This is a genomic window from Granulicella sp. L46 (genome assembly GCF_009765785.1).
Classification (GTDB): domain Bacteria; phylum Acidobacteriota; class Terriglobia; order Terriglobales; family Acidobacteriaceae; genus Granulicella.
The window spans coordinates 325,543-343,716 of sequence record NZ_LMUT01000016.1 but is presented as its reverse complement, the minus strand read 5'-3'; the positions used below and the strand labels follow the sequence as shown (position 1 = coordinate 343,716).

The 18,174-nt window shown below is 59.4% G+C and carries 20 protein-coding genes and 1 tRNA gene; 11 read left to right on the top strand and 10 right to left on the bottom strand.

Features of this window, described 5'->3' with window-relative positions; genetic code table 11:
* Positions 1–6 precede the first annotated feature (6 nt).
* Positions 7–942 carry a hypothetical protein gene (locus GSQ80_RS18445; protein WP_158789122.1) on the top strand — a complete coding sequence of 312 codons (936 nt, stop codon included), beginning with the start codon at positions 7–9 and terminating at the stop codon, positions 940–942.
* Positions 943–944: 2 nt separating this feature from the next.
* Entirely contained in the window at positions 945–2,138 is a 1,194-nt protein-coding gene (locus GSQ80_RS18440) for a site-specific integrase (protein ID WP_158789121.1), read from the top strand.
* Between the two features lie 10 nt (positions 2,139–2,148).
* On the opposite strand, the gene GSQ80_RS18435 is transcribed toward GSQ80_RS18440, so the two are convergent.
* Positions 2,149–2,223 (bottom strand) — tRNA-Asn (locus GSQ80_RS18435).
* Between the two features lie 197 nt (positions 2,224–2,420).
* Here GSQ80_RS18435 and GSQ80_RS18430 point away from each other — a divergent pair.
* Entirely contained in the window at positions 2,421–2,816 is a 396-nt protein-coding gene (locus GSQ80_RS18430) for a DUF302 domain-containing protein (protein ID WP_158789120.1), read from the top strand.
* Between the two features lie 4 nt (positions 2,817–2,820).
* Here the strand turns inward: GSQ80_RS18430 and GSQ80_RS18425 are convergent, their stop codons facing one another.
* The 3 genes from GSQ80_RS18425 to GSQ80_RS18415 form a co-directional block, all read right to left on the bottom strand.
* Complete coding sequence (locus GSQ80_RS18425; protein WP_158789119.1) at positions 2,821–3,528, bottom strand: CAP domain-containing protein; 708 nt, start codon at positions 3,526–3,528, stop codon at positions 2,821–2,823.
* 120 nt (positions 3,529–3,648) lie between these two features.
* Positions 3,649–4,407, bottom strand: coding sequence for a WecB/TagA/CpsF family glycosyltransferase (locus GSQ80_RS18420; protein WP_158789118.1), 759 nt, complete (start codon positions 4,405–4,407; stop codon positions 3,649–3,651).
* A gap of 3 nt (positions 4,408–4,410) precedes the next feature.
* The gene (locus GSQ80_RS18415) at positions 4,411–5,403 is read right to left on the bottom strand and encodes an NAD-dependent epimerase/dehydratase family protein (protein WP_158789117.1); all 993 of its coding nucleotides are present in this window, start codon (positions 5,401–5,403) and stop codon (positions 4,411–4,413) included.
* 223 nt (positions 5,404–5,626) lie between these two features.
* Between GSQ80_RS18415 and GSQ80_RS18410 the strand changes: the two genes are divergently transcribed.
* The 3 genes from GSQ80_RS18410 (at position 5,627) to GSQ80_RS18400 (ending at position 7,893) form a co-directional block, all read left to right on the top strand.
* Entirely contained in the window at positions 5,627–6,502 is an 876-nt protein-coding gene (locus GSQ80_RS18410; protein ID WP_158789116.1) for an ABC transporter permease, read from the top strand.
* 4 nt (positions 6,503–6,506) lie between these two features.
* A complete protein-coding gene (locus GSQ80_RS18405) occupies positions 6,507–6,983 on the top strand; it encodes a metallophosphoesterase family protein (protein ID WP_254059755.1) in 477 nt (158 codons plus the stop codon).
* 220 nt (positions 6,984–7,203) lie between these two features.
* Positions 7,204–7,893: a PEP-CTERM sorting domain-containing protein gene (locus GSQ80_RS18400; protein ID WP_158789115.1), complete on the top strand. Its 690-nt coding sequence runs from the start codon at positions 7,204–7,206 to the stop codon at positions 7,891–7,893.
* Between the two features lie 69 nt (positions 7,894–7,962).
* Here the strand turns inward: GSQ80_RS18400 and GSQ80_RS18395 are convergent, their stop codons facing one another.
* The 5 genes from GSQ80_RS18395 to thrC all read right to left on the bottom strand — a co-directional run bounded on the left by GSQ80_RS18395 (position 7,963) and on the right by thrC (position 13,035).
* The gene (locus tag GSQ80_RS18395; RefSeq protein WP_158789114.1) at positions 7,963–8,919 is read right to left on the bottom strand and encodes an ABC transporter permease; all 957 of its coding nucleotides are present in this window, start codon (positions 8,917–8,919) and stop codon (positions 7,963–7,965) included.
* The gene (locus GSQ80_RS18390) at positions 8,916–10,343 is read right to left on the bottom strand and encodes a hemolysin family protein (protein WP_158789113.1); all 1,428 of its coding nucleotides are present in this window, start codon (positions 10,341–10,343) and stop codon (positions 8,916–8,918) included. The genes GSQ80_RS18395 and GSQ80_RS18390 overlap by 4 nt, the downstream gene beginning before the upstream one ends.
* An 89-nt stretch (positions 10,344–10,432) precedes the next feature.
* On the bottom strand, positions 10,433–10,765 hold the full coding sequence (gene trxA / locus GSQ80_RS18385) for a thioredoxin (protein WP_158789112.1): 333 nt from the start codon (positions 10,763–10,765) through the stop codon (positions 10,433–10,435).
* 108 nt (positions 10,766–10,873) lie between these two features.
* Positions 10,874–11,800, bottom strand: coding sequence for a homoserine kinase (gene thrB, locus GSQ80_RS18380; protein WP_158789111.1), 927 nt, complete (start codon positions 11,798–11,800; stop codon positions 10,874–10,876).
* Positions 11,797–13,035: a threonine synthase gene (gene thrC / locus GSQ80_RS18375; protein ID WP_371315741.1), complete on the bottom strand. Its 1,239-nt coding sequence runs from the start codon at positions 13,033–13,035 to the stop codon at positions 11,797–11,799. The genes thrB and thrC overlap by 4 nt, the downstream gene beginning before the upstream one ends.
* 167 nt (positions 13,036–13,202) lie before the next feature.
* Between thrC and modA the strand changes: the two genes are divergently transcribed.
* The 3 genes from modA to GSQ80_RS18360 are packed head-to-tail and all read left to right on the top strand — an operon-like array spanning position 13,203 to position 15,434.
* The gene (gene modA / locus GSQ80_RS18370; RefSeq protein ID WP_158789109.1) at positions 13,203–14,024 is read left to right on the top strand and encodes a molybdate ABC transporter substrate-binding protein; all 822 of its coding nucleotides are present in this window, start codon (positions 13,203–13,205) and stop codon (positions 14,022–14,024) included.
* A 47-nt stretch (positions 14,025–14,071) separates the two neighbouring features.
* A complete protein-coding gene (modB, locus tag GSQ80_RS18365; RefSeq protein WP_158789108.1) occupies positions 14,072–14,737 on the top strand; it encodes a molybdate ABC transporter permease subunit in 666 nt (221 codons plus the stop codon).
* A complete protein-coding gene (locus GSQ80_RS18360) occupies positions 14,730–15,434 on the top strand; it encodes an ATP-binding cassette domain-containing protein (protein ID WP_158789107.1) in 705 nt (234 codons plus the stop codon). The genes modB and GSQ80_RS18360 overlap by 8 nt, the downstream gene beginning before the upstream one ends.
* 10 nt (positions 15,435–15,444) lie before the next feature.
* Here GSQ80_RS18360 and GSQ80_RS18355 read toward each other — a convergent pair whose 3' ends face one another.
* A complete protein-coding gene (locus GSQ80_RS18355) occupies positions 15,445–16,488 on the bottom strand; it encodes a UDP-N-acetylmuramate dehydrogenase (RefSeq protein WP_254059754.1) in 1,044 nt (347 codons plus the stop codon).
* A gap of 115 nt (positions 16,489–16,603) precedes the next feature.
* Here GSQ80_RS18355 and GSQ80_RS18350 point away from each other — a divergent pair, with 115 nt between their 5' ends.
* Positions 16,604–17,029 (top strand): BrxA/BrxB family bacilliredoxin, encoded by a 426-nt coding sequence (locus tag GSQ80_RS18350; protein WP_158789106.1) that lies wholly within the window; start codon positions 16,604–16,606, stop codon positions 17,027–17,029.
* Positions 17,030–17,176: 147 nt separating this feature from the next.
* Entirely contained in the window at positions 17,177–18,172 is a 996-nt protein-coding gene (locus tag GSQ80_RS18345) for a helix-turn-helix domain-containing protein (protein WP_158789105.1), read from the top strand.
* The last annotated feature ends 2 nt before the right edge of the window (positions 18,173–18,174 follow it).

Below are 18,174 nucleotides of genomic sequence, written 5' to 3'. Positions count from 1 at the left end.
CGCAAGATGTTAGATCAATCTACAAGCGTCTTGCGCAACAGTAAGCGTCTTGCGATCGAGGGGATAGTGAAACCAGGAATGCACAAAGCCATCGTCCCGATTTGGGCACAACGCATAGAAGTGGAGCGCAGAAAGGATGCTCTGTTCATTACTGGTTGGGGGCACACTCCCGACCCGTTACGAGCGGATCAGGTTCCTCCGAAGCTTCGTTCAAAGTTAGACATCCTGCAGGGACTTCGCGGGTACCGCCTGAGACATCTGGGACGGCCTGATGAGATCGCGAGCATATACGAATTTGCCGACGCCACGGATGACGAGAAGCTCATTGCGTTCGTAACGGAATTTGGTCCGGTATCTGGCAGGTTGTTGGGAATTGATGCTTCTTCAGCCTGGGAGGTTAAGGTGCGCGAAGATTTGGGCAGTCTCCGGCGTGAGCAAGGAATATTTCGAACAATGGTTCAGATCGTTCAACAGGTGAACCGAAACGGACTCGCCGACCTCGACGTGTTGCGCGATCTGCTGAACACAACGGACGTTGAGACTTTCGACCAAGAGATCCTTGCGTTGTCGGCCATAGCGGGGATCAGCCCGAAGTCAGTCAAAGCTGCGGATCTAGTTCCGATGGCGCATCTCACCCTCTGCTTGAAATTCAATCAGCATGCGCCTCGACTCTTCGCATTCAACGGAGAGGCTGTCGAATTGCCACACGTGGATTTCACAGGCATCCGGGATGCGCTCTACTTTCAACTTCGCTTGGATTACCTCGCTCATAGAGCGATCGGCACTTGCCTTAATTGTGGTGGTCATTTTTCTGTGTTCAAGCGCGGTACGCGTGGCTGCAAGCCGTCTTGCCAGAGAGCACTTAGGAATCAGCGGTATTGGACTAAAAGCAAATCCGGAATTAATGCTCAAAGGCGCAAAAAGAGCACAGAAAGGAAATAGTTATGGCAGTATTTCGCTACAAAGGCAGCAGAGTTTGGACGATGGACTTCGTTTTTCATGCACAGCGAATTCGCGAGAGCACGGGAACCGCTTCCAAAACGCTCGCACAAAAGGTCGAAGCCAAGCGGCGGCGCGACTTGGAAGAGGGCACGGCTGGCATTCGCAGGCAGCAACAGCCCCGCTTGTTTTCCGTCGCAGCGGAGGCATGGCTGGACCTGAAGAAGGCAACACTGGCACCGAGATCGGTGATGATCGAAAAGGCGAACCTCGCGCATCTGCTCCCGGAGTTTGGCCGAAAGCTCGTATGTGACATTGAACCGCGCGATGTGGCTAAGTATCAGCTTAAGCGCATGGATGGAGGAGCTTCACCCAAAACTGTCAATCTCGAGTTAGGCACCCTCCGGGCTGTCTTGAAGCGCTCCGGCCAATGGGCGAGGCTGCAGCCAGACGTGAAGATGCTTCCGACCAGGGATGACGTGGGAAGAGCGATTACACCGGACGAGGAAGCGGCCCTACTGCAGGCGTGCGGCAAGTCACGATCTCGCTCCCTCGTTGCCTTTGTGACGCTAGCAATCGAGACTGGTGCAAGGTTCGGTGTGATTCGGACACTGCAATGGGGGAGCGTTGACTTCGAGGACCGCTGCCTACGCTGGGGAAAAGATAAGACGATGTCCGGTACAGGCCGCATCGTCCCTCTTAACCAGCGAGCAATGGCCGCTCTGGGCTTCTGGGCAACTCACTTCCCTGCGCGGGAACCTGAGCACTACGTCTTTCCCACGGAGCGTTATGGCGCTGCTGGTGACCTGTTCTCCGCAAAGGTGTACAACTGTGACCCCACGAAGCCCATCGGCAGTATCAAAGAAGCATGGGAGGCGGCGAAGCTTAGAGCAGCGCGGATCCTGAAAGGTGACGTGGACTCGAAAGGGGCGATTGATCCATTGCCATGCCGCTTCCATGATTTGCGACACACAGCGGTCTCGCGGATGCTGAACGCGGGAATACCCATCGCCAAAGTTGCAAAGATCGCCGGCTGGAGCACCGCGACAATGGTTCGTATGGCGGCCCGCTATGGCCACTTCACTTTAAACGAGCTGAGGGGTGCGGTCGATAGTATCAGCAGCGCACCAATTCAAACAGAGTCCCCGGTATTTCCCCCGGTATCGGAAGATACTTCACGAAGGAATCGCGCTAACTGATTGTATTGAATGGCTCCTGAGGTAGGACTCGAACCTACAACCCTTCGGTTAACAGCCGAATGCTCTGCCATTGAGCTACTCAGGATCGCGTGGAGAACGCAGGCAACCGGGCGGTTGCTCCTCAACCTTTATAGCAAATGCGCGAGGGTGGGTCAAAGCGGCGTTATCCTAGTCATCAACTGCGAGCTGCTCCCACGCAACCCATTTCCTACGCCGACATAGCCAGCCTCCGCCGCAATTCAGTCTCGAGCGTCTCTCCAACTCACACCACAAAGGGTGATCATGACAAGCGACAACTACCACGGCATCATCATTATCCCCAGCCATCACTCGGTCGATCAGACAGTAGACTCGCTCACCAAAACTTTAGCCGCCAGGAGCATCACCCTCTTCGCTCTCGTGGATCATAGTGGCGAAGCTGCAAAGGCTGGCATGACCATGCCGCCCACCAAGCTCTTAATCTTCGGAAGTCCTCGCGCAGGCACGCCCATCATGCTCGTCGCACCAAGCGCCGCCCTCAATCTACCACTGAAGATCCTCGTCCATGAAGACAACGAAGGCAAGGTGTGGATCACCTACAACGCGCCATCCTACCTGCAGCAACGCCACGCTATCCCCAACGAACTGCTGCCGAACCTTGCCGTAATCGAACCGCTGGCACGCAGCGCTGCCGAATAGCTGTCTACCGGTACAACAGCACCGCGATACTGTAAGCGGTAAAGTTGTGCTCGCCCTCTGCCGGGCAAGCTCCCACCACTGCTGCGTTATAGTTTCCCGTCGCTAACCGTTCCTCCAGCATCGTCGGAATCTTGGTCAGATCATCGGCGGTATACCGCATCACAAACCATGGCCTGCGCTCACCCGCATAACCGGTCTCCATCGAGCACGTGCGCCGAGCATCCGCAGTCGTCGGCAAAATTGTCACCGACGATCTCAACTGCAGGAGCTGCCCTACTGCCACTTCCTGCTCCTCCAGCGACATACTCGTCACCGACCGGTCAAAGTCTTCAACCGCGTACAAGTGGTCTCCTCTGCCAATCACGCGAATCCCGATCGAATCCACCCTCGGATCCAGCAAATTCTCCCTGTGCTTTTCCGAGTTCATCCACGCGTCTTGAATCATCACCGCGCTGGGAGCCTCAGCCACATTCTCCGAGATCACGCTGAACCGCGCGCCGGCTTGTTGTCCTCGCGCCATCAACTCCGGTTCACCTACATACCGGTGCGAAATCGACTCGCGTTCCGCCATCCGTTCCGCATGATAGCTCGCCGCCTCGTAGAGCGCGCGATCCCAATGCAACGGTTGCAATCCACGCTGTGCCCGCTCCACATTCGCTGCGGACAGAAGATACTGCTCCGCAACCGTTGGGCCGCTCACGAGCTTTGACACAGATGCCGCCGAAGCCACACCGCAGTACAAGAACAATGCTACCGGAATTAGACGAAAGTTCATGCCAACACCAATCAAAGTAACCAGAAATTAGTTACCACTAGTGGTTACTATATTGGCCTAAACGGGTGGCACTGGCAAGCGTTCTCTATAACGAATCAACAAATACAACAATTTCCGAGCGTTCCAGTAGCGCGGCATATAGCGCCGCGGCTCGGAGATTGACCGATAAAGCCACCCCAGATAGTTCCGATCCGCCCAGATGGGTATCCGCACCTGGTCTCCACTCAGGAACGCGATAGCCGCCCCAATACAATGTATTGAAGGTAGATAGCTCAAGTTACGCTTGAGGTATAGCCCCACCCGCTCCTGCGTTCCGCCACCCAACGTCAATAGAATGTGCTGCGGCCGGGTCCGCTCGATTCGGTCCAGCAGTTCAGTGTCGTAGATTTCCTGCTCGGAATACAAGGGAGCCAGGTACACATACTCCTCAGGCACCGAAATACCCTGCTCAGCGAGCCACGCAAGATTACGCTCAGCGCTCAGCGGACTCGCCATAATCCAAAGTACATTGCCCGATTGCCGAACGTCCGGCTGCTTCAAAAGCTCACGCAGATACTCCAGCCCCGACAGTCGCCGGATCGAGTCGTGTTCCAGCCAATTCCACACCATCACCATGTAGGCAGAATCCGCGATCGCCATATCGGCGTTCAGCAGCGCCTCGCGATACGACGCCTTCGTCTCGAGATCCTTCAGCGCAGGCGCAGCCGGAACCACCAGCAATCCCCCACCCTTCATCCGTTCCACAGCCTGCGCTGCCGTTCCGATGAAGAAATGGACGCCGAGAATCGTTCGTTCCTCGCCCTCAGCGGACGGCATCGATTATTTCCCTTTCGCCCCGGTTGCAATCTCCTGTTCAATCCAGCGATACGTCCGCTCCAGCCCGTCACGCAACCGGATCGACGGCTCCCAGCCCAGCTTCTCCTGAATCAGCGTGTTGTCGCTATTGCGGCCATTCACACCCTTTGGCGCGTTCAAATCATACGTCCGCTTCAGCTTGATCCCGGCAATGTCTTCAACGAGATCCACTAACTGATTGATCGTCACCAACTCACTCGAGCCTAGATTGATTGGCTCATCAATCTCGCTCTCCATGATCATCTCTGTGCCCTTAACGCAGTCGTCGATATACATAAAGCTGCGCGTCTGCTTGCCATCGCCCCAGATATTGATCTCATGCACGCCCGAGTTCTTCGCCTCAATCACCTTACGGCAGATCGCCGCCGGAGCCTTCTCGCGTCCACCATTCCACGTCCCGTCCGGCCCATAGACATTGTGGTATCGAGCCACACGGCACACCAGCCCGTAATCTTCCTCGAAGTGCCGGCACATCCGCTCCGAAAACAACTTCTCCCAGCCATAGCCATCTTCCGGCAGCGCTGGATACGCATCGGATTCCTTCAACGCGACCACGTCCGGGCTGGTCTGCTTCTCTCCGTTATAAACACACGCCGACGACGAATAAAAGAAGCGTTTCACACCCTTCGCCTGTGCCGCCACCAGCATGTGCGTATTGGTCAGCACGCTCAGCATGCAAAGCGCCTTGTTGTTCTCGATGAACCCCATGCCGCCCATATCGGCCGCCAGCTGGTACACCAGCGAGACGCCATCTGCGGCAATCATGCAGTTCTCTTTGTCCTTCAAATCCAGCGACAGGCTTTCGACGCCCTCCGTCACCTGGTACCACTCATCCAGCGGCTTCACATCCACAGCCCGAACTACATTAATCCCATTCGCTATCAGGCCTTTGACAAGATGTCCGCCAATAAAGCCCCCCGCCCCGCAAACGACCGCGGTTTCCCCTTTGAGGTTCATCAAAACAGCTCCGATCTAATCTTGGCTAACAATCATGGCGGTTGCCCTGGGTGCACCGCTCGTTTGTTTCATCTCTTGGAACCATTTAACGCTGCTTGCGTTGTAAGGTCTCTGCGTCAAGTTTATGTGAGGGCACAGGTATGTCAAGGTTGCCTGCGACTCAACACTGGCTCCCACAGAGCCGCCTCAGCCCTCTCTTCCGAGCTATCATCACTTCACCGGCATGGAAGAACCTAGCAATCCTCCATCAAATCTCACCTCCCTGCTGCGTCAGGCAGCCCATCAACGACTCGCCGTCGCCGGCTGCCTCGTCCTCACCCTTTTCCTCATTTGCGCGATATTCGCTCCCTGGCTCTCACCCCACGACCCAGCACAGCTTAACCTCTCTGCCCGCCTCCTCCCTCCCTCCGCCGCTCACTGGTTTGGCACCGACGAGCTCGGCCGCGATGTCCTCTCCCGCACCCTCTATGGCGCCCGCATCTCGCTACTAGTCGCTGTCGCTGTCGTCAGCATCTCGCTTACCCTCGGCTCCATCCTCGGCATGCTAGCCGGCTTCTACGGCGGCTTCACCGACACGGTCGTCAACATCTACCTCACCAATGCCTTCCTCTCTCTCCCCGGAATCCTTCTAGCCGTAGCCATCGTAGCCTTCCTCGGCCCCTCACTTGCGAACCTCATTCTCGCGCTCGCCCTCGCCGGCTGGGTCAACTACGCTCGCCTGGTCCGCGCCCAGGTCCTCACCGTCAAGCAGCGAGAGTACATCCAGGCTGCTCGCTCCATGGGAGCCAGCGACCTCCACCTGATGGTCCGCCACATCCTCCCCAACATCCTGCAGCCCTTGCTGGTTCAGGCCGCCATCGGCATGGCCGCGGCCGTCCTCTCCGAAGCCACCCTCAGCTTTCTTGGCCTCGGCGTCCAACCCCCTACGGCCACCTGGGGAGCCATGCTCAACGACGCCCGCTCCCACATGTTCGAATCCCCATACCTCATGTTCTTTCCAGCCATCGCCCTAGCTCTCTGCGTCTTCTCCTTCAACCTAATCGGCGACGGCCTCCGCGATTACCTGGACCCCCGCACCCGCCTACGCCAAGGCCTCTAGCAGCATGCCCAAGCCCTCGAGTATGCTCATCGGCGTCCTATCCGACACCCATGGCCTCCTACGCCCAGAACTCCTCCCCGCCCTCGCCGGCGTCGACCACATCCTCCACACGGGTGACGTCGGCGACCCTGCCATCCTCACCGAACTGGCCCGCATCGCCCCCGTCACCGCCATCCGCGGCAACGTCGACACCCACGGCCCCAACTCCCTCCTTCCTGCCACCGAACTCATCGAGCTAGCCGGCTGCCTGATCTACATGGTCCATGCCCGCGAAGACCTCGACCTCATCCCCCAGGCCGCCGGCATCGCCACCGTCATCTATGGCCACTCCCACAAACCGTCCATCAAGCATCACCGCGGCGTCCTCTACCTCAACCCAGGCAGCGCCGGCCCGCGCCGCTTCGACCTGCCCATCACCTACGCCCTCCTCCGCATCCAAAACGCCCAACCACAAGCCGAGATCCTCCCCCTACTCCCCTGAAACATCACTTTTCCTCAGCTCACGAAAATCTTCAGCTCCGAATATGAGAGCCCCCGTCGCCGGGTCACTTGGAAAATAATTGCCTCTAAATTGCGCAAAAGATCGCACATTGTTCTTTCCAGTCACACGTGGACGATGAATCGAGGGGGTTTAGGGCTATGGAACTTCGGCCCTTTACGTGCGCTCAGTACTACGTACGCATTCCATTAGGAGTTACCGCATGAAAAGTTTCAGGGCCCTCGGGTCGGGCGTCGTCGCAATTGCCGCTCTGATGATTGCACTTCCAACAGCGCACGCTACACCCGTAATCACCGTCGATCTTGGAGTAAGCGCTCAGGACTTCACGCTTATCGGTCAGGGTACTGACAATCCTTTCGGAACCTATATCAACCTCCAGGGGGAGTGTTCTTCGGGAGCTACCGCGACCAGTTGCCTGCTCTCCGGAGACTTCACCGGCGCGACTCCAGGCTTCACCGACGGAACCTACGACCTCATCACCACCTACCCCAACGGAGAACCACTCACATCCATCTCCGCGGGTCCACTAGGCGACCCCAACGAGAACTTTTTCAACGCTAACCCGCCGGCTCCCGGAACCACGATGTACTTGGACCTGACGGAAAATGGTGGCCCAAGCTACGAGATCCCAATCTTCGCCAACGGCGCCTATGATGCGGAGCTCTTTTTCAACTTCACCGACCCTACCTGTGGCGGAACCTCCCTCGGAGACGCCTCCTGCAGCCAGATCAATGTCGGCCAGATCGCTGAAGCCACCTACGGCAGCCCCGTCACCGGCTCAGTCAACTTCTACGAACCCACGTCAACCGTTACCCCGGAACCCAGCTCCCTGCTCCTCCTCGGGACCGCGCTTCTCTCCCTCGCTACCTTCGTCGGCTACAAGCGCTCGTAAACTACGGTCTCAGAAAAAGAGGTCCCAATGTGGGACCTCTTTTTTCGCCCGAATCCATTCGCATTACCTTCATCGCCGCATCCGTGGATCAGCCAACGCATACACCGAATCCGTGAGCAGATTCACCAGCACATACGACAGCCCAATCGCCAGAATGCAGCCCTGCACGAGCGCATAATCGCGATTCGAAATAGCCGACAGTGTCAGCCGCCCAATTCCCGGCCAGCCAAAGATTGTCTCCGTCACAATCGCGCCCGCCAGCAGCGATCCAAACTGCAACCCAATCACCGTCAGCACCGGGTTTAGCGCATTGCGCAGCGCGTGCCGATACACCACCACGTTCTCCGAAAGCCCCTTCGCTCGAGCCGTCCGAATGTAATCCTGCCCCAGTTCCTCTAGCATCGACGTCCGCACCATACGCGTAAGGATCGCCGCCAACCCCGACCCCAGCGTGATCGCCGGCAACACCAAATGCCGGACAAAATCGCCAGCGCCGACGCCCGCACCCGACACAGGCAGCAACGCCAGATCGATCGCGAATACCAAAATCAAAATCGGCCCAAGCGCAAAGTTAGGGAAGGAAAGTCCCACCAAACTGGCAAACCCAATCGCCCGATCCGGCCACCGATTCACCCGCCGGGCCGACGCCACACCCGCCGGAATCGCCAGCCCCACACCGATCAGCGTAGCCGCAAGCGTCAACGCCAAAGTATACGGATACCGCTGCAGAATCAGGTGCAGCACCGAATCATGAAGCCGCAGCGACTGTCCAAGATTCCCATGCAGCAACCCGCTCCAATAGCGCACATACTGCGTTCCCAGCGGTACATCCAGACCATACGCATGGCGAAGTCCGGCAATATCCCCAGCTGTCGCGCCGTCGCCGAGCATCTGCACAATGGGATCGCCAGGCACCAGGTGAATCATCAAAAATACAACCGTCACCACGACCCACAACACGGGCAGCGTGGTCACCACCCGTCGCAAAATCCGGCCCACCGCACCGCGTCCCGGCCCAGCACTCATAGGCGCGTCTCCGCAGACGTCTGATCAAGTTCCGCAGCAGCCTTGCGCATCGCCTCGGTCTCAACAATCGGATCCACGCGCACTTGCGCAATCCGCTGACCGTCCATCTTCACCACTTCAAATCGACGCGCGTTGAACTCCACCGATTCGCCTTCCACCGGAATGTGTCCGAGTTGCACCAGCAGAAATCCCGCCAGCGTTTCAACCCCATACTCGCGCGGAAACTTCCAATGCAGCTGCGTCACCAAGTCTCTCAAACTAGCACTGCCATCCAGCAGCAGCCCACCACCAGCCGCCGGCAGCGGCAGATTTCTGCCCGTATCAAACTCGTCCTCCAACTCACCCACAACCTGTTCCAGCACATCCTCAGCCGTGATCAATCCAAGCGTCGATCCGAACTCATCAACCACGATCGCGATCTGTCGCCGCCGGTCCTTGAACTCCTGCAGCAACTCCACAGCCAGCTTGGTCTCCGGAACCACCAGCACATCCCGCATCACCTGCAGCAGCGTGATCCCCGAAGCGCCGCGATTGCCCAGTCCCTGCGCAATGCTGCGAAAGTGAATCAGCCGCGCAACATCCTTCGAGTAGGCCACACCGATAATGTGATCTCGCCCCTTCTCCGGGTCATACACCGGAATGCGCGAGTGCTGCTCATCCACAATCCGCGCGCTAGCCTGCTCCAGCGTCATGTCCGCCGGTAACGAGAAGATCTTCCCGCGCGGCGTCATGATCTCGCTCACCACCACCTGGTTGAGCTCGATCGCCCGATGAATCATCTGCTCCTGAAACGGTGGCAACAACCCCATCCGCCGGGTCGCCGTTGCCAGCATCTTCAGCTCTTCAGGCGAGTGCACCGAACTCTCTCCACTCAACGGTGCATGAAACATTCGCAGCACCACGGTCGCCGACACATTCATCAGCTCCACCGCCGGCCGCGTCATCCGTATGAACACATCCATCGGTCCCGCAACCGCCAGCGCAATCCGCTCCGCTCGTTGCAGCGCCAGCGATTTCGGCACCAGCTCTCCCAGCAACACTTCAAAGTACGTAATGATCGCGAAGGCCAGCACCACCGCGAGCGAATGCGCATACAACAAAGCATGCGCCTGCACCCCCGGCAACGTGCTCAGAAAGCCTACATGCGTCAATCCGTGGAGGATCGCATCGGCCAGCGCAGGTTCACCCAGTCCGCCCAGCGCCAAGCTAGCCAGCGTCACGCCAAACTGCACCGCCGGCAAAAACTCATTGAGATTGTGCTTGAGTCGAAGCGCCGTTCGCGCGCCGGGACGGTTTTGCGCAATCAGCTGCTCGATCCGCGTCTCCCGCACGCTGACCAGCGCAAACTCCGCAGCCACAAAAAAGCTGTTCGCCAGAATAAAGAAGGCGATCAGGCTTCCGTGAACAAGACTCCATTCCAGCATCGTTGGCCTAAAGTCTACACCGGACGCAGCAACGGCCCGCGGAGTCTACTCGCTCAGCGGGCCGCACATACTGCAACTTCTCAAACCGATTACACAAGAACGCGCTTTAGCGTCTCGTCGATCGTGTCCTTGGGGACGAATCCAACAATCTGCTCAGCGACTTTGCCGCCCTTGAAGACCAGCAACGCCGGAATGCCACGAATGCCATAACGGCCAGGTGTCATATTGTTCTTATCAACGTCCATCTTCATGACCTTGAGCTTGCCGTCATACTGCTCGGCAACCGCGTCAACCACGGGCGCCAGCGCACGACAGGGTCCGCACCACGCCGCCCAGAAATCAACCAGAACCGGTGTATCCGACTGCAAAACCTTCTGCTCAAACTCTGCGTCGGTTACCTCAGACACAAACTGACCTGCCATATCACTCATCTCCTTGGGTTTGCCTGCGCTTTCGGCTGTCCACACTATTTGCCGTCTGTCAAACCCACTCCATCATAGATGCTGCAGCGTGGAAAACGATGCGAGGGCCTACAGTAGGGTTCGCTCAACGCCCACGCCGATGCGCAAGGGCAATAGTTCCACATTGGGACCGACCAATCCCTGAATGCGGGTTTCAGCCTCCAACACCGTCGTCCCCTCAGCCAGAAACACCAGAACCGACGGTCCTGCCCCGCTCAGCGCAACGCCCGCAACCTCCGGCTCCTCCATCAGAGGAAGCAGCCTCTCCAGCAGCGGACACGCCTCTGCCCGATAAGGCTGGTGCATCCTGTCCTGCATGGCTGTCTTTAGCAGTTCCAGCCGCCCCTGCGCAAACGCCGCCACCAACAATGCCGCTCGCTGCACGTTGAAGATCGCGTCCGCCTTCGAATAGCTCTCCGGCAGCAACGCCCTTGCCTGCTTCGTCGCGAGACTCGTTGGCTGAATGGCCAATAGCAGCTCCCACCCACCAGTCTTGTCGACTTCCACCCCGAAGCTCGCAGTCTTAACCAACTCGCCATCCTGCGCAGAAACCGTAAATCCTCCATACCAGCAAGCCGCCACATTGTCTGGATGTCCCTCCCGGCGACTAGCCTCAGCGACAATTTCCTCGTCGCCCAGATGAAGCACCCCAAAGTGATCAGCCAATGCCACTCCCGCCAGCAAAGCCGCCGCACTCGATCCGCACCCCATGCCGAGCGGAATCTCATTGTGCAGCTTCAAGTGCAACGGCAGTTCCCTGCCTCCCACCCGCTGCAGGACATCACGGTAGGTATCCAGAATAAGATTGTGCTCGAGCGCTCCACACAGCGCCGCATCCCGCCCCGTAGCCTCAATCTGGAAGGCCGCCGCAGCACGAGCATCGATCGTCAATCGCATCGATAGCGCCAGGCCGACCGTGTCGAAACCCGGCCCTAGGTTTGCCGACGTCGCCGGCAGGCTCAACCGCAGCCCACGTATGTCCCTTGCATCACTCACGCTGGCATCGCCGATCTAGCCTGCGAATCAATCGCTCGCAACACTGCATCGGCGTCGGCATCAAGAACGATCGGCGCATGACGTAAGCCGTTGAGCTGTGCACGGTCTTCCGCGCTTCCCATCTCGGCCTCCGTCAGCAACTCGCCCAGATGATATTTGATCGTGTACTCGGAATCCTTCAGTGTGTGGCCCGTGAGCAGCAGGACGGCCGTCTCTTCCTTCCCAACCCGCCCATCGGCGACCAACTTCTTCAGCCCCGCCAGCGTCACCGCCGACGCCGGCTCGCATCCAATGCCCTCCGCACCGATCTCGGCCTTGGCCAGCGCAATTTCTCGCTCACTCACCTGCTCGCACCATCCGCCGGTCGAAACCAGGATCTTCACGGCTTTCTTCCACGACGCCGGATTGCCGATCTGAATCGCCGAAGCCCGCGTGTTCGCCGTAACCGGCTCGAGCGATGCCCCGCCGTTGGCCTGCATGCTCTGGTACAGAGGATTCGCGCCCTCTGCCTGGATCACACTGATCTTCGGCACCCGGTGAATAAACCCGAGATGCATCATCTCCGCAAAGCCCTTACCCAGCGCCGAACAATTCGCTAGGTTTCCACCCGGCACAATCACGTGGTGCGGCACCTGCCACTCGCACTGCTCCAGAATCTCGAACGCCGGGGTCTTCTGCCCTTCCAGCCGATACGGATTCACCGAGTTCAACAAGTAAACCGGAGCCCGCTGCACAATCTCGCTCAGCACCCGCACGCAGCCATCGAAGTCCGTCCGCAGCTGAATCGTCGTCGACCCATAATCCATCGCCTGCGACAGCTTGCCCCACGCAATCTTTCCCTCCGGGATCAGCACCATGCTGCGCAGACCAGCCCTCGCGGCATAGGCTGCCATCGCCGCTGACGTGTTCCCTGTCGAAGCACATGCCACCCATTCAAACCCGCTCGCCACCGCGACCGACAGCGCCGCCGTCATCCCTGTGTCCTTGAACGACCCCGTAGGATTCATTCCCTGGTGCTTGGCCAGCAGCCAGTTCAGCCCCAGCGCGGCAGCCGACTTCGGCATCTCGTACAGCGGGGTATTCCCCTCGCGAAGAGTCACGACACGGTCGTGCGGAACAATCGGCAGCAGATCCCGGAATCTCCACACACCGCTCTGGTCAATCCCTATCGTCGAGGTCCGACGCTCCTGCCAGAGATACCGCAGCGCACTGGGATTCGGACGATTCTTAGGCACCGGCCGGCTAGCCGAGTAGATCGCTTCCGGACCCCCACACTCCGGCGCACTCTCACTCCACGGGTACTCGACCTCAAACAGATCGCCACACGAGCGGCATCTAAAATTGCTCTGTGCATCCTGTGCGGCGATCCTTTCGCCGCATCCAGTGCATCGAAGGACATGTGATGAAGAATTCATGGTTTTCTCTAGGGTACCGTAAAGCGCTCTCGGCCTGCGCTGTGTCCGCCCTCTCCTCCTTATTTCTTATCGTGATATTCGCAGGGTCGCTAGCCGCGCATGCGCAATCCCCCAAAGAGCTCCACATTGCCGCTGCCGCCGATCTTCAACCAGTCCTTCCCACGCTTGCCGCACAGTACGAGCAAGCCACAGGCGTCAAGATCATCCCCTCCTTTGGCTCATCGGCGACTCTTACGCAACAGATCACCAACGGCGATCCGCAGGACCTCTTTCTCTCCGCCGACTACGTGCATCCCGAGCAACTGGTTGCCGCAAACCTGACCGCCAGCCACGCACCAGTTCCCTACGCTCGCGGAGTCCTCGTCCTCTGGGCGCGCAAGGATTCGCCCGCCCAGCCCCTCAGTCTCGACGCTCTCACCAGCCCCAAGGTTCAGAAGATCGCCATCGCCAACGGCCTGCACGCGCCTTATGGTCTTGCAGCGGACAAGGCCCTCGCTAGCCTCGGCCTCACCGACAAGGTGGCCAGCAAACTCGTCGTCGCCGAAAACATCGGCCAGACCGCACAGTTTGCCGAGTCTGGCAATGCTCAGGTCGGCATCATCTCCCTCACCATCGCAAGCTCGCCACACTACCGCGACCTCGGCACCTTCGTCCGCTTCCAGCCCCAGAGCTACCCCGAAATCCGTCAGTGCGCCGTCGTCCTGAAGTCCTCAAAGAACCAGGAGGAAGCCCAGAAGTTCCTCGACTGGCTCACCAGCAAATCCGTTCAGGAAAGCCTGACAAAGTTCGGCCTCGATCCCGCCAACTAACGACTCCCGCTACACCGCGCCGCGACGCACAAGCTAGACTGGCCACCATGGACTTCGCCGCTCTCGGCCTGACGCTTCGCCTCGCCAGCTTGACGACCCTCTGCCTACTCCTGGTGGCGACACCTCTGGCGGCATGGATCGCGGGCGGTAGCAGCATCGCCCGACGCGTCGTGCAAGCAGCCGTCGCACTTCCACTGGTGCTCCCTCCTACCGTGCTCGGCTTCTATCTCCTCGTTGGTCTCGGACCCACCACTGCGCTCGGCCGCACCCTCATCACCCTCATCGGACATCCCCTCGCCTTCACCTTCTCAGGTCTCCTCATCGGCTCCATGATTTACAGTCTGCCATTTGCCGTGCAACCGCTGGTCGTAGCCTTTGCGTCTGTCGATCGCCCAACCCTCGAAGTCGCCAGCGTCCTCGGCGCCTCGCCCTGGACCGTCTTCCGCCGCATCACGCTCCCACTCTCCCGCATGTCCTTCCTCACAGCAGCAGTCCTCACCTTCGCTCACACCGTGGGCGAGTTCGGCATCGTGCTCATGGTCGGTGGCGATATCCCCGGCATCACCCGCACCCTCTCCATCTCCATCTTCGACGACGTGCAGGAACTCCGCTACACCGACGCGAATCTCACCGCCGTCACCCTCGTCGCGCTATCATTTCTCGCCCTGCTGGTGGTCTACGCCCGCGGCAACCGGAGGTCTGAGCTTGCCTGACCCCCACCATCTTCTGCGCGTCAACGCGAACCTTGGACCGTTGCATGTCTCCGCAAACATGACTTTGTCCGCACCGTGGACCATCCTGTTTGGACCCTCGGGCAGCGGCAAGAGCTCCATTCTGCGAGCCGCCTGCGGTCTCATCCCTTCCGCAGACGTTCACTTTACCCAGGCCCTCCCCCATCAACAATCGCTGGACCGCATTCCGACCCACCGCCGCAACCTCGCATACGCTCCACAGGGCGCCGTCCTCTTCCCGCACCTCACCGTCTCCCAGAACGTCTCCTTCGCAACTGACGTCCGTCACCAACCGCATTCTGCCGCCACCGACGTAGCGCTCGATCTCTTCCAGCTCACCCCACTCGCCCACCGCGTTCCCCGCGATCTCTCCGGCGGAGAGCGCCAGCGCGTCAATCTGGCCCGAGCCTTCGCCGTCCAGACCCCTCATCTCATCCTTCTCGACGAGCCCTTTACCGGCGTCGATCGCTCCCTCCGCGACATCCTTCTACCCCGCATGCAACAGCACGCCGCGCAGCAAGGCATCCCCGTCCTTTCCGTCACCCACGACATCGAAGAAGCCCTCATCCTCAACGCCGAAGTTATTCGCATCGAACAGGGAGTCATCGTCGACCAGGGGCCCGCATCGCAGGTCCTCGCCGACGAGCGGGCCCGCATGCTGCAAATCCTGCAACGCTAAGACTACGGCGCTAACCCACCAGTACCGGCTCGCGCTCCAGCGCAATTCCAAACCGCGCGAGCACCCCGCGCACAATCTCGTCCTGCAATCTTTCAACATCAGCAAAAGTCGCCCCACCCCGATTCGTCAACGCCAGTGTATGCCGCGTCGAAATCCCCGCCGGCCCCACCCCATACCCCTTCACAAATCCAGCCTGCTCCAACAGCCACGCCGCCGGAACCTTGATCTTGCCCTCACCCGCCGGCCAGTGCGGCACCTTGCTTTCCTCCACACCAGCGGCGGCCGCAATCTCCGCCAACCTCTCACCGGCCACAATCGGATTCTTGAAGAACGATCCCGCGCTGCGGCAGTCCGGATCCCCTTCCACCAGCAGCATTCCCTTCTGCCGCCGAATCTCCCGCACCGCCGTCGCCACCTCCATAAGGGTCACGCCTTCCTTACCCGCAAACCGCCGCTGCAAGTCCGCATAGCGCAGATTAGGCTCACCCTGCGGCCGCAGCCGAAACCTCACCCGTGTCACGATGTACCGTCCCGGCTCATCCGTATTGAACAAGCTCTCCCGATACCGAAATCTGCAGGCAGCCTTCTCCAGCTCAACCCACTCAAACTTTTCGCGATCGAATGCCCGCACCGACTCGATAGTCTCCGCGACCTCCTGCCCATAGGCCCCCACATTCTGCACCGGCGTTCCCCCCACAGAACCCGGAATGCCCGCTAAACACTCCACCCCCGCCATCCCGAGCGACGTCATCCTCTCCACAAACCGATCCCACACCTCGCCCGCCCCCACATCAAACAGGTTCCCACCACGCGCCTCCATACCCATGACGGCAATCTTCAACACCAACCCCGCGAACCCCGAATCCCGCACCAGCAGGTTGCTCCCCCCGCCCAGCACAAACAGCCGTACACCATGCTCCCTTGCCCAGAAAACCCCCTCCACAACCTCCTCCTCGGTAGTAGCCACGGCAAAATACCGCGCAGCTCCCCCAATTGCGAACGTCGTAAACGGCGCCAGCGCTATCTCTTTCCGAATCTGCAAGCCAGACGGCACGCTTCGAGACTACATCAGCCTGCCCACAACAAAAATCACCTTTTGGCGCGACCGAACCCGGCCACGTACAATCAAATAACGAAAGTTCGTTTCACCACGATCAGGAGGCAACACGATGTACCCAGAGTTGATGCTCATTCCGATGCGCGAAGAGTTGACCAAGGCCGGTGTTCTCGAGGCCCGCACCAGTGCTGAGGTGGATGCCGCACTGGCAACGCCCGGAACCACCATGCTGATCGTGAACTCGGTCTGCGGTTGCGCTGCGGGCAAGATGCGCCCCGGCGTCCGTCTAGCCCTCCAGCACACCACCAAGCCGGACCAGACCGTTACGGTCTTCGCCGGTCAGGACCGCGAGGCCACCGATCGTGCCCGCAGCTACTTCCAGGGCCATCCACCCACCTCCCCCGCCGTCGCCATCCTTCGCGACGGTCAGCTGATCTATCTCCTGCAGCGCTCAGCGATCGAGAACTCCACGGCCCCCGCCATCGCCCAGGAACTTACACGCGCCTTCGACACCTACTGTGCCAAGTCGGTAGCGTAAAGTTCCGCAACCCGACTTCATTTCCCAAGGGAACTTCAGAGAGGATGGCACTTGCCATCCTCTCTTCTTTGCAACGCACTTCACAGTCAGCAATTCGCCTCCGCGATTACCCTAAAGAAATCACCTCTGGCTGCCGATACTTTAGCCATGTCAGAACTGAATCGGGTTAGGAACCAATCCTCGGCAGATTTTGCGCCAGCGCCCGAGACGATTTCCAATGTTCCCCCTCCCGCTCTCTGGTTGGCTGGCTCCAGTGTGGCAATCACCCAGCTGCGAGGTCAGATTCAACGGGTAGCACCCTATTTTCGCTCAGCCATGTTCGTTGGAGAACCGGGCTGCGGCGAAGAAGCGGCCGCCCAGATCCTGCACCAGCAGTCACCGCTCAGCCAGCGCCCGTTCATCAACCTTAAATCGGCCGAGACCCTTTCGCTCTTCGGAGGCGCTCGTTCAGAGGATGCCCTCGCGTCCGTCGGTATGTTCTATATCTCCCGCCCTGACCAGCTTTCTCCCATCGCCCAGACCGCACTTCTGGGCCTCGCACGTCGATACGGACCACTGGCTCCACGCATCGTCGCATTCGCACAGCGCGGCCTGCGACCGCTGGTGAGCTCGAACGGCTTCTCCGCAGAGCTCGCAGACCTCCTTGGGTCTCTGCGAATCGTGATGCCCCGCTTGCGCGACCGCCGCGAAGATATTCCTCAACTTCTTTCCAGCTTTGTGCAACGTATCGCCACCAGGTCGGGCGCATCGTCCCCTCAACTCGCCCCGGACCTGATGGATGCAGCGCGCATGCTTCCCTGGCCCGGCAACCTACCCCAGTTGTACTCAGCATCCAAGGGACTGCTGGAGCGCGCGAACCAGCACATCCTGCATGCTCCGGATTTAGACGCCGTCCTTGGCTCAATCGCCCAGCCAGCTTCACCTAATCACCACGAAACCCGAATGATTCGCCTCGATGACATCGTCCAGGAGCACATTCGCTCCGTACTTTTTGCCTGTCACGGAAACAAGCTGCGCACCGCTGAAGTGCTCGGCATCAGTCGCTCGACCCTCTACCGCATGCTCGACATTCCTGCCCAACACTCCTCTCCGCCCTCCAGCTCCCAATCTGTCGACCCGTCCAGTCTGCAAATGGCGGGCTGACC